At 62.7% G+C, this 13,414-nt stretch carries 12 protein-coding genes; 5 read left to right on the plus strand and 7 right to left on the minus strand.

Annotation, left to right across the window (positions count from 1 at the left end; translation table 11 throughout):
• Positions 1-10: 10 nt before the first annotated feature.
• The 3 genes from AXF15_RS09305 to AXF15_RS09315 all read right to left on the minus strand — a co-directional run bounded on the left by AXF15_RS09305 (position 11) and on the right by AXF15_RS09315 (position 3,775).
• The gene (locus tag AXF15_RS09305; RefSeq protein ID WP_066606426.1) at positions 11-916 is read right to left on the minus strand and encodes a hypothetical protein; all 906 of its coding nucleotides are present in this window, start codon (positions 914-916) and stop codon (positions 11-13) included.
• Complete coding sequence (locus tag AXF15_RS09310; RefSeq protein WP_066606428.1) at positions 913-2,607, minus strand: tetratricopeptide repeat protein; 1,695 nt, start codon at positions 2,605-2,607, stop codon at positions 913-915. The genes AXF15_RS09305 and AXF15_RS09310 overlap by 4 nt, the downstream gene beginning before the upstream one ends.
• Positions 2,608-2,686: 79 nt before the next feature.
• Positions 2,687-3,775 carry a sigma-70 family RNA polymerase sigma factor gene (locus AXF15_RS09315; RefSeq protein ID WP_236884763.1) on the minus strand — a complete coding sequence of 363 codons (1,089 nt, stop codon included), beginning with the start codon at positions 3,773-3,775 and terminating at the stop codon, positions 2,687-2,689.
• A gap of 153 nt (positions 3,776-3,928) precedes the next feature.
• On the opposite strand from AXF15_RS09315, the gene AXF15_RS09320 reads away from it, so the two are divergent.
• The 5 genes from AXF15_RS09320 to radA all read left to right on the plus strand — a co-directional run bounded on the left by AXF15_RS09320 (position 3,929) and on the right by radA (position 9,941).
• Positions 3,929-6,343: a homocysteine S-methyltransferase family protein gene (locus AXF15_RS09320; protein ID WP_066606431.1), complete on the plus strand. Its 2,415-nt coding sequence runs from the start codon at positions 3,929-3,931 to the stop codon at positions 6,341-6,343.
• 104 nt (positions 6,344-6,447) lie between these two features.
• Positions 6,448-6,915 carry an N-acetyltransferase gene (locus AXF15_RS09325; protein WP_066608883.1) on the plus strand — a complete coding sequence of 156 codons (468 nt, stop codon included), beginning with the start codon at positions 6,448-6,450 and terminating at the stop codon, positions 6,913-6,915.
• Between the two features lie 15 nt (positions 6,916-6,930).
• The gene (hpt, locus tag AXF15_RS09330) at positions 6,931-7,452 is read left to right on the plus strand and encodes a hypoxanthine phosphoribosyltransferase (protein ID WP_066606433.1); all 522 of its coding nucleotides are present in this window, start codon (positions 6,931-6,933) and stop codon (positions 7,450-7,452) included.
• 37 nt (positions 7,453-7,489) lie between these two features.
• Positions 7,490-8,395 carry a DUF3426 domain-containing protein gene (locus AXF15_RS09335; RefSeq protein WP_066606435.1) on the plus strand — a complete coding sequence of 302 codons (906 nt, stop codon included), beginning with the start codon at positions 7,490-7,492 and terminating at the stop codon, positions 8,393-8,395.
• 217 nt (positions 8,396-8,612) lie between these two features.
• Positions 8,613-9,941 carry a DNA repair protein RadA gene (radA, locus tag AXF15_RS09340; protein WP_066608890.1) on the plus strand — a complete coding sequence of 443 codons (1,329 nt, stop codon included), beginning with the start codon at positions 8,613-8,615 and terminating at the stop codon, positions 9,939-9,941.
• Between the two features lie 165 nt (positions 9,942-10,106).
• On the opposite strand, the gene AXF15_RS09345 is transcribed toward radA, so the two are convergent.
• The 4 genes from AXF15_RS09345 to AXF15_RS09360 all read right to left on the minus strand — a co-directional run bounded on the left by AXF15_RS09345 (position 10,107) and on the right by AXF15_RS09360 (position 13,387).
• On the minus strand, positions 10,107-10,886 hold the full coding sequence (locus AXF15_RS09345) for an ATP-binding protein (RefSeq protein ID WP_066606437.1): 780 nt from the start codon (positions 10,884-10,886) through the stop codon (positions 10,107-10,109).
• Between the two features lie 136 nt (positions 10,887-11,022).
• On the minus strand, positions 11,023-11,484 hold the full coding sequence (locus AXF15_RS09350; RefSeq protein ID WP_066606440.1) for a hypothetical protein: 462 nt from the start codon (positions 11,482-11,484) through the stop codon (positions 11,023-11,025).
• Between the two features lie 146 nt (positions 11,485-11,630).
• A complete protein-coding gene (locus AXF15_RS09355) occupies positions 11,631-12,374 on the minus strand; it encodes an amino acid ABC transporter ATP-binding protein (protein ID WP_083517968.1) in 744 nt (247 codons plus the stop codon).
• 8 nt (positions 12,375-12,382) lie between these two features.
• A complete protein-coding gene (locus AXF15_RS09360) occupies positions 12,383-13,387 on the minus strand; it encodes an amino acid ABC transporter permease (protein WP_066606443.1) in 1,005 nt (334 codons plus the stop codon).
• Between the last annotated feature and the right edge of the window lie 27 nt (positions 13,388-13,414).

The following is a 13,414-nucleotide window of genomic DNA, read 5'->3' on the forward strand; positions in this document are numbered from 1 at the left end:
CTCCGGTATCTTACTGATGGTGGGGAGAAGTCACTTCAATCCATTGTGTTTCAGGAGGCAGATGCAGGGTCAGCTCTTCGGCACGCCATGCGGCCTGTTCCAGAGATTTGACCCGGAGCACGGCCCTGCCGTCTCTGGCGGATGTGAACGTGTATTTGCGGTAAAGCCGCCTGTCCGGGAACTGCTCCAGGACGTAGGGCTGCTCGCAGGTGAGGACCCAGCCGTCCCGGCCGCGGATGGTCAGCGGGTCCGTCCCGGCTCCGGCCTCCGCGAAAAGCGTCATGCCGCCGCGGAAAACGAAACGGAAACGGCCCTGGGGCAGTTCCTGAACCGAGGCGTATCCGCCGCCGAGAATGGGGGCCAGATCGCCGGTGAGGAGTGCGCTGATTTCCCTGGCGTCGAAGGGCACGGGAATGTTGAAGATCTCCAGCCCGGCCCTGGCCCGCGCGTGGCGGTAAGCCTTGTGCTCCGAGGGCAGATAGGCCACCCACAGGTCGGGCGATTCCCGGATCATGGCTACGGAAGAACCCGCGCCGGAAGCCAGATCCAGCCGGATGAGGGACGAGGCGAGTCCCCATATCTGTCCCGTCAGCCTGCCGGTGCGCTCGCTGGTTTCCACCTGCAGGGAGAATCTGGCGGTCAGGGGCTGTTCCGTGGCGTTTTCAGGGTGCAGACTGGTCCAGACGGCGGCCACGTCGGCGAAATCCCGCATGGGAGCCTGAGTGGCGCATCCGGCCAGAAGCAGCATGGCCAGAAGCGAAACGGCGGCCCATGGCCGGGTCCGGGTCTTGCGGAAGATGGCGGAAAATTTTGCGGACAGGCGGCCAGGGCAGACCATGGCCGGCGTGTCCGAAAGCGCGGTTTTTCCGGAACGGTGCGACGGCCGGGAGGCTTTTGGCGTGTTCGGGCGGTTCATTTTTTGTCCAGTCCGTCCAGTTTGGCGCGGACGCCCGGGGCGTTGTCACCTTCCAGCTTCAGGGCCCTGGAGTAGCCCTTGTGCGCTTCTCCGGGCAGGCCGAGGGCGGCGGCAATATCGCCGTAATGCTCCCATATGACCGGGTCCGTTTCCACAAAGCGCACGGCCCTTTTGATCTCCTGCCAGGCGCGGCGGATTTCTCCCTGGCGGAAGTACACCCAGGCCAGGGAGTCGATGTAATAGCCGTTGTCGGGTTTGATCCGCAGGGCGTTTTCGATGAGCGTCTCCGCTCGTTCCAGATCCCGGCCCTCGTCGGCCAGGGTATAGCCCAGAAAATTGAGGGCGTCGGCGTGCTCGGGGTCGGCCATGATGACTTTTTCCATCACCGCGAAGGCCAGATCCCGATGTCCCATGCGGTCATGGAGCAGACCCAGACGGTACAGGACAGCCGTGTCTTTTGGCCAGGTACCGGCGGCCTTGAGCAGAGTCTCCAGAGCGGCCTGTGTGTCCCCGGCCCGCTCGTCCAGCTCGGCCAGAAGCAGGGGAAAATCCGGCTGGCCGGGAAATTTTCCGATGGCTTCGCGGCACAGAGTCCGGGCGTCCTGTTCTCTGCCGGTCTGAAACAGCAGATGGACACGGAAGAGAAGGCCGCGTTCGTAGTGCGGGTGTGCGGCGGGAATGGCTTCCAGATAGGTCAGGGCCCCGGCCGGATTCTCGCGGCCTTCGTACTCCAGCAGGGCCAGCTGGAACAGCGCGTCGGCGGGAATGGGCTCCCGGCTGGCCAGGGGCTCCAGGATCTGCGCCGCGTGCTCCGGAAAACCCTGGGAGATGAACAGACCGGCGGCCTCCAGAATCAGATCCAGATCCTCGGGATACTGGCGGACCACGGCCAGAGCCCGGTCCGGATCGTTCAGCTTCAGGTTGATGTCGGCCACCTTGAGCACGATCTGCGGATTGTCGCTTCCGGATTCGAGCAGATGCGAAAAAGCGCGCTCGGCCTCGATGTAGTTCTTCCGCGACTCGTGGGTGAGGCCCAGTTCCACCCAGGCGTCGAAATATTCGGGCTCGGCGGTCACCGCCCGGCGGAGGTGGGCGACGGCCCGGTCCAGCAGGCCCAACCCGGCCAGGGCCTTGCCCAGCAGGAAATGGGTGACGGCCGTGGCCTGGTCTTTGGGGATGGCTGACAGCCGGTCCGCCGCGTCGTCGAAGCGGTGCTGCTCCATGCGGTACGCGGCGGCCTCGTGCAGGATGTCCAGGCGCTGCGGCGCACGCGGATTCCCGGCCAGGTATTCGTCCAGGGTCAGCACCGCGTCGTCGAACCGCTTCTGGGCGGCGTAGGTCTTGGCCAGAAGACCCAGCAGGGAATACGATTCGGGAAAGGCGTCCAGCCCCTGCCTGAGAACGCGGATGGCGTCCGGGAAGCGGGAATTTCTCCAGTACAGATGCCCGAGTTCGGCGTAGAGTTCCGGGGACGGCGCGAGGGAAACGGCTTTCTCCATGGCCTGGGCCGCGGCTTCGGGCTTCTGGTCACGCGCGTACGCCCAGGAGGCCAGGTAGGAATAGATGGCCTGGGCGTCCGGCGTGTCGGAAACAGGAGGCTCGATGGGCACACCCTCGAAATGCTGCGGAGCGGGGTGTCCGGCGCAGGCGCACAGGCCCGCCAGCAGGAAAAGACAGATGATTCTGCTCATGAGATGGTTTTTCCGGCACGGCCGTGTTTGCGGAACCGCGCAATCCGGTGGATTTTCCTGCCCGGCACGGCGTGGAGCCTCATTCTTCATGTTCGATCCATTCCTGGGAAAAATCCTGGATGGTGGTGGACATCCGTTCCTTGATCTTCTGCAGCAGACGGGCCTCGATCTGGCGTACCCGCTCCCTGGTGATGCCGTACTTGTCGCCGATCTCGCGCAGGGTCACGGGGCTGTCCGCCAGCAGGCGCTCCTCGAGGATGTCCAGTTCCTTTTCGTTCAGCTCGTCCCGGATGGCGGCGATGTTGTCGTGCAGAAGACCGTGGATTTCGTCCGAGGCCATCTGCGCCTCGATGCCCGGTTCCAGAGCCGGGATGAAGTCCATGGGGGTGAAGCCGGAGTCGGAGGAGCCCACCTGCATGTCCAGGGACATGTCGTGCTGGCCCAGACGCTGGCCCATCTCGATGATATCGCTTTCGGAGACATGCAGGTTCCGGGACAGGGTGGACGTGTCCGGGTCGTAGCCCTGGGCCTGCAGCCGCTGGCGCTCCTTGCCCAGATTGTAGAACAGCTTGCGCTGGGCCTGGGTGGTCCCGATCTTGACCATGCGCCAGTTGTCCATGATGAATTTGAGGATGTAGGCCTTGATCCAGAACGAAGCGTAGTAGGAAAACTTGATGCCCTTGTCCGGGTCGAATTTCTGTACGGCCTTCATGAGCCCCACGTTGCCTTCCTGGATCAGGTCCAGCACGTTTTTCATCCAGCGGCGCTGGAAATCCATGGCGATCTTGACCACCAGCCGCAGATTGGAGGTGATCAGGGTGAAGGCCGCGGCGTCTTCCTTTTCGTCGCGGTAGCGGCGGGCCAGGCTGAATTCCTCATCGGGTTCCAGGGCGCGGAATTTTTTTATTTCCTGAAGATAAATCTGCAGCGGATCGAGGCTGCCCGTCTCCCGCCGCGCCGGAGGGGCCAGAGTGAGCGGAGCGACCTGCGAGCCGGTGGGTTCGGAATCCTGCCCGCCGTCTCCGTCTTCCAGAGACATGAAATCCGGCTCGTCCTCTCCGTCTTCCAGATCCATGAAGTCCTCCTCGTCCACGGAGACGGGCTGGTCGAACTCTTCCTCGGGAGACCGGGAGGCGTTCATGTCGGCGGGCGCGGTGGATGTGGTCATTGTTCCGTGTGGGTAGCGATGCGGGAGAGCGTTCTCCGTTCAGGAATCTTTGCCCATAGAGTTTTTATTTGTCCTTTTCAATGATTTTAAGTAGGGCCCGTTGTCTACTCTGGGCTGGCGGGCGGCCTGGACAGTTTGTCACGGAGTTTGGGGATGAACGGTTTTCGGGCTGCGCTGGCGGCGGACGGCATTCTGATTTTCGACGGGGGCATGGGCAGCCTGCTCCAGCGGCGGGGGCTTGCGCCCGGGCAGTCACCGGAGGAATTCGGCATGGCGCATCCGGAAATCATTGCGGACATCCATGCCGGATACGCCTGTTCCGGGTCCAGGGTGGTGACCACCAACACATTCGGAGCCACGCGCTACAAACTGCCCGCCGGTCTGGACGTGTTCGCCGTCAACGAACTCATGGCCCGCACGGCCCGCCGCGCCGTGGGCGGCGGAGTGTTCGTGGCTGGCAGTGTGGGACCCACCGGCAAGATGGTCCATCCGCTGGGAGACATCAGTTTTCGTGGTCTGGTGGAGGTCTTCAAGGAGCAGATTCGCGGTCTGGCGGCGGGCGGAGCCGATGTCATCCTGGCGGAAACACAGTTCGATCTGGCCGAGGCCAGGGCCGTGGTCGTGGCCGCCCGGGAAGCGTGCGACCTGCCCGTGGGCGTGAGCATGACTTTCGAGGACGGGGTCAGTCTGACCGGCACCACTCCGGAAGTCTTTGCCCTGACCATGGGCAATATGGGCGTGGATTTCATCGGCTCCAACTGCAGCGCCGGGCCGGAGCAGCTTGTCCAGGTGGCCAGAGCCATGCTGGAAGTTTCTGACCTGCCCGTTCTGATCCAGCCCAACGCCGGCCTGCCCGAACTGGTGGACGGCCGCACCGTGTTCCGTCTGCAACCCGAGCCCTTCGCCGAGGCGGTGTCGGTTCTGGCGGCCGAAGGCGTGCGCTGTCTGGGCGGATGTTGCGGCACCACGCCGGACCATATCCGGGTCCTGGCCGCGCTGTGCGAGGGAAAGTTCGCGCCGCGCCCCGAACGCGGAAACCGTCCCTGCCTGGTGGTTTCGTCCCGCTCCGAGACCGTGGAATTCGGCTTCGACCGCCCCTGCCGGATCATCGGGGAACGTATCAATCCCACGGGCAAGGCCGACCTGACGGCGGAACTGCAGCGTCTGGAGACCCGCCGCGTTCTGGCTCTGGCCGAAGAGCAGGCTGCTCAGGGGGCGGCAGTGCTGGATGTCAACGTGGGCGCGCCCATGGTGGACGAAACCCGCATGCTGCCCTTGGCTGTGACCGCCCTGACCAGCGCCCTGTCCATCCCCCTGTGTCTGGACACGAGTAATCCGGAAGCCATGCGCGCGGGGCTTGACGTCTATCCGGCGTCGCCCCTGGTCAATTCCATCAGCGGCGAGGCGGACCGCATGGAAGTGCTCGGTCCCCTGTGCCGGGATTACGGCGCACCGTTCATCCTGCTGCCCATCAAGGGGCGCAAGCTGCCCGTGACCGCCGCCGAACGGCTGGCCATCATCGAGGAGCTGCTGCTCAGGGCCGAGGCCCTGCGTATTCCCAAAAACCTGATTCTGGTGGACGCTCTGGCCCTGACCGTTTCTTCCAAGCCCGAAGCGGCGACGGCCTGCCTGGAGGTCATCCGCCACTGCCGGGAGCGTTGGGGGCTGGCCGCCACCATGGGGCTCTCCAATATTTCCTTCGGCCTGCCCGCCAGGGACCTGGTCAACTCCACCTTTCTCGGCATGGCCGTGGGCGCGGGCATGGCTTCCTTCATCGCCAACCCCAATACCGTCCGGCTGCGGGAAACCCTGGCCGCGGCGGAACTGCTTCTGGGACGGGACCCTCAGGCCCGGAATTTCATCGATTCCTATTCAGGGTGGACGCCCGGTTCCGCTCCCGCCCCGGCCGCCCCAGCCGCATCCGGTGCAGAGGAGGGCAGCGCCGTGGCCCTGGCCGTGGTCAGGGGGCAGAAAGACCGCATCGCGGATCTTCTGGCCGAGCGCATCGCCGCCGGGGACGATCCGTTCGCTCTGGTGGACGGGGAGATGATCCCGGCCATCGCCACGGTCGGGGAAAAGTACGAGCGCAAGGAATATTTTTTGCCCCAGCTTCTGCTTTGCGCCGAGACCATGCAGACCGGGTTTGACTCCATCCGGCATCTGCTGGTGCGCGAGGGGCAGGATGCCAAGGCCACCATCGTCATGGCCACGGTGGAGGGGGACATTCACGACATCGGCAAGAACATCGTCTGCCTCATGCTCAGGAATTTCGGCTACGTGGTCGTCGATCTGGGCAAGGACGTGCGGGCCGAGGACATTGTCCGCACGGCCGAGGAGAAACACGCCGCGGTCATCGGCCTGTCGGCTCTCATGACCACGACCATGGTCCGCATGGAGGATACGGTGCGCCTGGTGCGGGAGCGGGGGCTGACCTGCCGCGTCATGATCGGCGGGGCAGTGGTCAGTCAGGCCTATGCGGACCTTATCGGCGCCCACGGATACGCTGACGACGCCGTGGCCGCCGTGCGTGTGGCCACCCGGCTGTGCCGGGAAGTGGCCGGGGAGTAGGGCGGGATTTTTCGCCCGCACCGGATTCCGGAAGCCCGGCGGAAGCGGCGGGATATGGGCCGCCGGGCAGTGCGGCCCGCCGCCTGACGGCAAACGGGGAGAACATGGAGAAATACATCCTGCGCAAGGCGGCCATCGCCGATGTCAAATCCATCCACCGCCTGCTCATGGACTGCGCGGGCAAACGGCTGCTGCTGCCGCGTTCCTTCAACGAGCTGTACTCCCATCTCCGGGACTTCGTGGTGGCCGAAGAGCCGGAAACCGGACGGGTGGCCGGGTGCTGCGCCCTGACCATCACCTGGGAGGAACTGGCCGAAGTGCGCTCTCTGGTGGTGGCCGAAGACATTCAGGGTCTTGGCCTTGGCCGGAAACTGGTGGAGTTTTGCGTCAGCGACGCCCTGACTTTCGGTATTTACAAGGTGTTTGCCTTGACCTATCAGGTCCGGTTTTTCCGGAAGCTGGGCTTTTCCGAGGTCTCCAAGGACGTGCTGCCGCAGAAGGTCTGGGCCGACTGTCTCAAGTGCCCCCAGTTTCCGGAGTGTGATGAAGTCGCCATGATGATTGAACTGTAGGCGGCGGAGGAAAAAATGGAATTCGTGCAGCTTTTCGACCGGGAACGGATCGAGACCCGGGTCCGCGAACTGGGCCGGGAGATTTCCGCGCATTACGGGGACGAGCCGCTGGTCTGCGTCTGTGTTCTGAAAGGAGCCTATGTCTTCTTCGCCGATCTGATGCGGGCTCTCAGCATCCATCCCGTCGTGGATTTTGTCCGTTTGTCCAGCTATGCGGACCAGACTTCCAGGTCGCGGATGATCTTCTCCAAGGATCTGGAAGTCGATATCAGGGACAAGCATGTGCTGGTGGTGGAAGATGTCGTGGACACGGGCCACTCCATCCAGTTTCTGCTGAAAGTGCTGGAAGCGCGCCATCCCCGTTCCGTCAAGGTCGCGGCCATGATCGACAAAGCCGAGCGGCGCGAGGTGGATGTCGCCGTGCACTTTTCGGGTTTTCCTCTGGAAGAGGGATATATCGTCGGTTACGGGCTTGACTATGCCGAACAATACAGGGAACTAGACGGTATCTACGAACTGCGGTTTCCGCAGGCCTGAGAGCCTGAAAATTACGATTGCGAACTCGAGGACATTTATGCTCGTCCAATGCCCCGAATGCAGCACAAAATACGATCTGGATGAAGACAAGCTGGATCACGGCGGGACCAAAGTCCGCTGCAAGCGATGTCAGCATGTGTTCACCGCCTTCCGGCCCATGTCTTCCGCGGATATTCTTCTGGATGATCCGGTCCCCGTGCCGGAGTCGCACGCTCCTTCGGATCCGGATTCCGCCCAAGGCGAGGAACTGGAACTGGAGCGTCTGCTCTCCAAGGCACGGGAACGGCAGGCCGCTGCCGCAGGCCAGGAAGACAAGGTTGGCAAGGAAGAGATGATCGCGGATTTGCAGGGTGCGTTTCAGCCGCCTCTGTTGGGTCAGGACAGCGGCGAGACCGCCGCGAAACCCAAATCCAAGGCGCCCCTTTTTGTGCTGCTGGTCCTGCTGGCAATTCTGTGCGCGCTTCTGGCCGGAGTGTATTTTCTGAAACCCGAACTGCTCGGGCTGCCAAGCCGGGGCGCGGAGCCGCCCGCCCGTCCCGAGGCCGGAGCCGTGGAGGGCGCGGCTCAGATCGCTCTGGAAAACGTACGCCAGTATTTTGTGCCCAACGAGAAGGAAGGCCAGCTGTTCATCATCGAAGGCAAGGCCGTGAACAACTTTCCCGAGCCCAGAGAGCTGATCCGGCTCAAGGCCACTCTCTACGACCGGCAGGGCGGAGCCGTGACCTCGCAGGAATTTACGTGCGGCAATGTGGTCACTTTGTACCAGCTTCAGGTTTCCGCCCGTAAAAACATCGAGGAGGAGCTCTCGGCCAAGGTCGGCATCCTCGCTCACAACACCAACGTACAGCCCGGCGCTTCGGTGCCCTTCATGGTGGTTTTTTTCGGAACTCCCGATTCCGTGGAGGAATTCGGACTGGAAGTGATACAGTCCAGCGCTCCGTAGTGCGGTTGGTTCGGGGGCATGTTGTCGGAAGGCGGGGATACCTGCCTTTTTTTGTCTGGAATTTTCTCCGAAGGGAGGTCTTCCGGTTCTACCGGATGTGTTTTGCGCTCTGGAGGTCTCCGGATGGAAAAGCGCATGTTTCTCCGGCCGGGGCGTCCTTTTCCCGGCGTGTCCGCACTGCTGAAGTTTTTCATTCGGAAAGAAACGGGATGTGAACATGAAAATCAAGTCCGTCTATGTCTGCTCGGCTTGCGGGGCCACGGCCCCGCGCTGGCAGGGACAGTGCTCCAAATGTCTGGCCTGGAACACTCTGGAGGCTGCCGCCGCTGATCCTGTCCCGCAGGGCGGGGTATCGAACCGTCCCGTGGATCTGCGCAGCGTCGAGTTCGGTCCCGAAGGGCGCGTCAGTTCCGGGCTTTCCGGTCTGGACGGAGTACTGGGCGACGGTTTCGTGCCGGGCGGAGTGATTTTGCTGGGTGGCGAGCCGGGCATCGGCAAGTCCACGCTGCTGTTGCAGGTGGCCGCGTCCATGGAAGGCTCCGGCCGGTCGGTGATCTATGTGTCCGGCGAGGAATCCCTGTCCCAGATTCGCGGCCGGGCCGAGCGCCTGGGGATGCTCTCCGGCGGCGTGACGGCCATGGCCACCAATCAGGCGGAAGACATATTGGCCTGCATGGAGGCCCACCCGGCGCTGATTGTGGTGGATTCGGTGCAGACCATGATTTCGGGCCGGACCGAGGGGCTGCCCGGTTCCGTTTCCCAGGTGCGGGCCGTGGCCACGGCGCTGGTGGAGCGGGCCAAGCAGACGGGCGTGACGGTCATTCTGGTGGGCCATGTGACCAAGGACGGCCAGATCGCCGGCCCGAAGCTTCTGGAGCACATGGTGGACACGGTGCTCTATCTGGAAGGCGACAAGGAGCATCTGTTCCGCATTCTGCGTGTGGTCAAGAACCGCTTCGGACCGTCCAACGAAATCCTGCTGTTCGAGATGAAAGAGCGGGGCATGCGGATCATCGAGGATCCGTCCACGTTTTTTTTGCAGGCGCGGGACACGGCCCTTTCGGGCACCGCGCTGGTCATGTCCATGGAATCCCAGCGTCCATTCGTGGTGGAAGTTCAGGCCCTGGTCACGCGCACCTTTCTGGCTTTTCCCCGGCGCACGGCCCTGGGTTTTGACGCCAATCGCCTGCATCTGCTGATCGCGGTCATGGAGAAGCGGCTGCAGATCAATCTGGGCCAGATGGACGTGTACGCCAAGGTGGGCGGCGGGCTGCGCATGAAGGATCCGGGTCTGGACCTGGGCATTGTGGCCGCCATTCTCTCGTCCCTGTACGACCGTCCCCTGCCCGAGGGAGCGGTGTTCTGGGGGGAGGTGGATTTGAACGGCCAGATTCGCCCTGTCTCGGGACATGAGGCCAGAGAGCGGCAGGCGGCCAATCTGGGCTACGCGCCCCTCGTGCATCCTCGCGGCGGGGACAGGAGCGCCGGATGGAGCAGGCTCGCCGATGTGAAGACCATGCTGTTCGAGCAGGGCGGCCGGTCGTAGAGCAGCCTACGGACGAAATGAGTCAACTGTTCCGCGAGGATTTGTCTGCGGCTCCCCGCCATGAAATGCGGTCAGGCGGGCTTTGCCGGCATCTCAATCGCCCAACCACTCTAAACGATAAATCCGGTGTCCGGCTGGCCTGAGGAGATGGTTTCCGGAGAGGGGCTACATCTTTCCGCCGTGGAAGTGCGCCAGCCCCGGTGATACCAGCCCCGGCAGGACGGACAGGGGCATCTTTTCCTCCACACTGCGCCCGTCTCTGCCCAGAATGCGCCGCGTGCAGGGAATGTCCTTGCCGCTTCTGTCCAGAGCCCGCGCCACGATACGGGACATGCCTGAGCAGCAGGGCACTTCCATTTCCAGCACCGTGATGGATCTGATGCGGGCCTGGGCGAAAATCTGGGCCAGGCGTTCCACGTACTCTTCGGCGTTGTCGAACTTGGGGCAGCCGAGCATGAGCACCCGGCCGTCCAGAAATCTGGAATGGAAGTCCGGGCTTGCGGCGGGGCAGCAGTCTCCGGCGATGATCAGGTCCGCGTTGTCCAGAAAGGGAGCGTGCGGCGGCACCAGACGGATTTTGATCGGCCAGTGGGACAGAGACGATCCGGTTTCTCCGGGTGCGGCCGCAAGGGGAGCGGGGGCCATCCGCAATATGGCGGCGGACGGGCATCCGGCTGGTTTCGCCGGGGCGTCCTCCATGTTTCTGGTCTTGCGGACATGTTCCAGGGCGGCTTCCTCGTCGAACTCTTCGGCTTCGCGCTCGATGATGCGCAGAGCCCCTTCCGGACAATGGCCGAGGCAGGCCCCCAGGCCGTCACAGAACATATCCCGCACGATTTTGGCCTTACCGTCCACGATAGCCAGCGCGCCCTCGGCGCAGCCGGGAATGCACAGCCCGCAGCCGGTGCATTTTTCTTCGTCTATCTCGATGATTTTGCGCTTCATGATGATTCCTCCGGTGTGTGGTTCGATGCCTGTCTACGGCCACGGCGGGAGGGGCGCTTTGAGGCAGGTCAAAAAAGCGGCATAAAAAATCCCGCGCAAGGAGCGGGATTGGGGTTCGTCTTTGCGGGACTTCGCCTCATTCTTCCAGGGGAGCTTTGGGCGCGGCCGGTTTCGCGGGCGTCTTGCGGGTCAGGCGGTCCTGCAGCTTCTGCGCGGCCAGACGGGTTTCTCCGGGTGCGGCCAGGAAAAACATTTCCCCCTTGGGAGAGAACCAGTGCCATCCTTCGGGCTTGGTCAGCAGCATGGCTCCTTTTTTCTCCAGGTATTCCAGATCCCTTCCCTCTTCCGCCGCGCCAAGCAGCAGATTCTGCAGGTTTTCCGTTTCCAGTACTATGGACGCGGTGCGGAAAAGCTCAAACGCGCCGTGGGAAATATCCATGAGCAGCCCCTGATCCGGCGCTTTTTTGGCCGTAAGCGTTTTTTCCAGTTCCTGCAGATCCTTTTTCAGATCCTTCAGTTCGGCCATGGCCATGTCCCGGGCCATGTCGCCTTGTTCCCTGAGGCTTTTGGAGAGTTGGTTTTGCAGCGCCTTGCTCATGATGGCTCCGGTGCGGGCGGGTTGGGGGGAGTTCACGAATAAAATGAATTGACCGTTCTGCAAGGATTTGCCCGTAAATCCTCGCCACGAAATGTGGGCTGCGGGCCTTGCCGGCCCTGAAACGAGCATTTTCGGTGGCAAATGCTCTAAAGAATCTGGCTCAGAAACTCTTTGGTCCGCTCGTGGGCGGGGGCGGTGAAAAAGTGGTTGGGAGTGCCTTCCTCCAGAATCCGGCCCTTGTCCATGAACAGCACCCGGTCCGCCACCTCGCGGGCGAATCCCATCTCGTGGGTGACCACGACCATGGTCATGCCCTCGCGGGCCAGGGTTTTCATGACGTCCAGTACCTCGCCCACCATCTCCGGATCCAGGGCCGACGTGGGTTCGTCAAAGAGCATGATCTTCGGGTCCATGGCCAGGGAACGGGCGATGGCCACACGCTGCTGCTGCCCGCCGGAGAGCTGGTCCGGCCGGGAAGCGAACTTGTCGGCGATACCCACTTTCTTGAGCAGGGCCATGCCCTTGGCCTCGGCTTCGCGTCGGGATCTGCCGCGCACTGTCATCTGGGCCATGGTCAGATTGTCCAGCACGGTCTTGTGCGGAAAGAGGTTGAAGGACTGAAAGACCATGCCCACTTCGGCGCGGATGGCGTTGATGTCGCATCCGGGGTCGAGGATGTCCACGCCGTCGATGACGATCTGTCCCGCGTCGGCGTATTCCAGACGGTTCAGGCAGCGCAGAAAGGTGGACTTTCCGGAGCCCGAGGGGCCGATGATGACCACCACCTCGCCCGGTGAGACCGCGCAGGAAACCTGATTCAGTGCCAGCAGCGGCTCCGGGATATGGAAGCGTTTTTCGATCTGGCGGACGTCTATGATAGGGTCGTTCATGGCTATGCTCAGATGGCCTTGCGTTCGAGGTACTGCACGAACATGGACAGGGTGAAAGTCAGGACGAGATACAAAATGGCGCACACGATCCAGATTTCGAAGGGCTGGAGCGACGAGGTGACCACTTCGCGGGAAGCCTTGGTCAGTTCGCGGATGGAAATGACCCCAAGCAGGGACGAGTCCTTGACCAGGCTGATGAACTGACCGGCCAGAGGCGGCAGAATCCGGCGGAAAGCCTGAGGCAGGATGACCTTGCGCATGGCCTGGGCATAGGTCAGGCCTAGGGAGCGGGCGGCCTCCATCTGCCCGCGGTGCACGGACTGGATGCCTGCGCGCACGATTTCCGCCGTGTAGGCGCCGGTGAAGATGGCCAGCGCCAGCACGCCGAACCACAAGGGGGAAATCTGCGCGAGACCGTATTGGGAGAGCATGGCGTTGATGACCGTGCCGCCCACGAAATACCACAGGAAAATCTGGACCAGAAGCGGGGAGCCCCGGATGAGCTCGATATAGGCGATGGCTCCCCAGCGCAGGGCCGGGTTTTCGGAAATGCGGGCCAGACCCGTGAACAGGCCGAGCACGATACCCAGAACGATGGCCAGGGCGCTGACCTCGAGCGTCAGCAGCAGGCCCTCCACTAGGATGCCGGCCTTGTGACGGGAAAAGGAGCCGAGCACGTCACCCGGATAGACGTAGTCGCCCTCGGCCAGCAGCAGGGAAGAGGCGGGCACATCGTGGCTTTCCTCGCCGTCCGCGCCCCGGATGAGCACTCGGGATTCCTGGCCGAGGGGAGTGATCTGGACAATTTCCCCTTCCGTTTCGGCCCGGATTTCCGTCTTTTCCTCATAGAGGAAGTATTGCGGCACCCGGTTCCAGCGCCACGTATATTCGACTTTTTTGGTGGAAAAATAGAGCAGGCTGACCAGGCCCAGAGCCCCCAGAAAAAAAACGCCCGTCCAGACCCGGAAGTAAGCTTTGCTTTTGGGCCGGTCGAGTCCCGCGTATGTGGCCATTGTATATCCGGTATGTTCTTGATGATG

The sequence above is a fragment of the Desulfomicrobium orale DSM 12838 genome (assembly GCF_001553625.1).
GTDB lineage: Bacteria > Desulfobacterota > Desulfovibrionia > Desulfovibrionales > Desulfomicrobiaceae > Desulfomicrobium > Desulfomicrobium orale.

Bases quoted from the DNA above. Each gene is read 5' to 3' on its own strand.
- AXF15_RS09345 (WP_066606437.1), bottom strand. From the start codon at position 10,886: ATGAAGCGCAAAATCATCGAGATAGACGAAGAAAAATGCACCGGCTGC.
- radA (WP_066608890.1), top strand. From the start codon at position 8,613: ATGAAAATCAAGTCCGTCTATGTCTGCTCGGCTTGCGGGGCCACGGCC.
- AXF15_RS09355 (WP_083517968.1), bottom strand. From the start codon at position 12,374: ATGAACGACCCTATCATAGACGTCCGCCAGATCGAAAAACGCTTCCAT.
- AXF15_RS09325 (WP_066608883.1), top strand. From the start codon at position 6,448: ATGGAGAAATACATCCTGCGCAAGGCGGCCATCGCCGATGTCAAATCC.
- AXF15_RS09335 (WP_066606435.1), top strand. From the start codon at position 7,490: ATGCTCGTCCAATGCCCCGAATGCAGCACAAAATACGATCTGGATGAA.
- AXF15_RS09310 (WP_066606428.1), bottom strand. From the start codon at position 2,607: ATGAGCAGAATCATCTGTCTTTTCCTGCTGGCGGGCCTGTGCGCCTGC.
- AXF15_RS09305 (WP_066606426.1), bottom strand. From the start codon at position 916: ATGAACCGCCCGAACACGCCAAAAGCCTCCCGGCCGTCGCACCGTTCC.
- AXF15_RS09350 (WP_066606440.1), bottom strand. From the start codon at position 11,484: ATGAGCAAGGCGCTGCAAAACCAACTCTCCAAAAGCCTCAGGGAACAA.
- hpt (WP_066606433.1), top strand. From the start codon at position 6,931: ATGGAATTCGTGCAGCTTTTCGACCGGGAACGGATCGAGACCCGGGTC.
- AXF15_RS09360 (WP_066606443.1), bottom strand. From the start codon at position 13,387: ATGGCCACATACGCGGGACTCGACCGGCCCAAAAGCAAAGCTTACTTC.
- AXF15_RS09320 (WP_066606431.1), top strand. From the start codon at position 3,929: ATGAACGGTTTTCGGGCTGCGCTGGCGGCGGACGGCATTCTGATTTTC.
- AXF15_RS09315 (WP_236884763.1), bottom strand. From the start codon at position 3,775: ATGACCACATCCACCGCGCCCGCCGACATGAACGCCTCCCGGTCTCCC.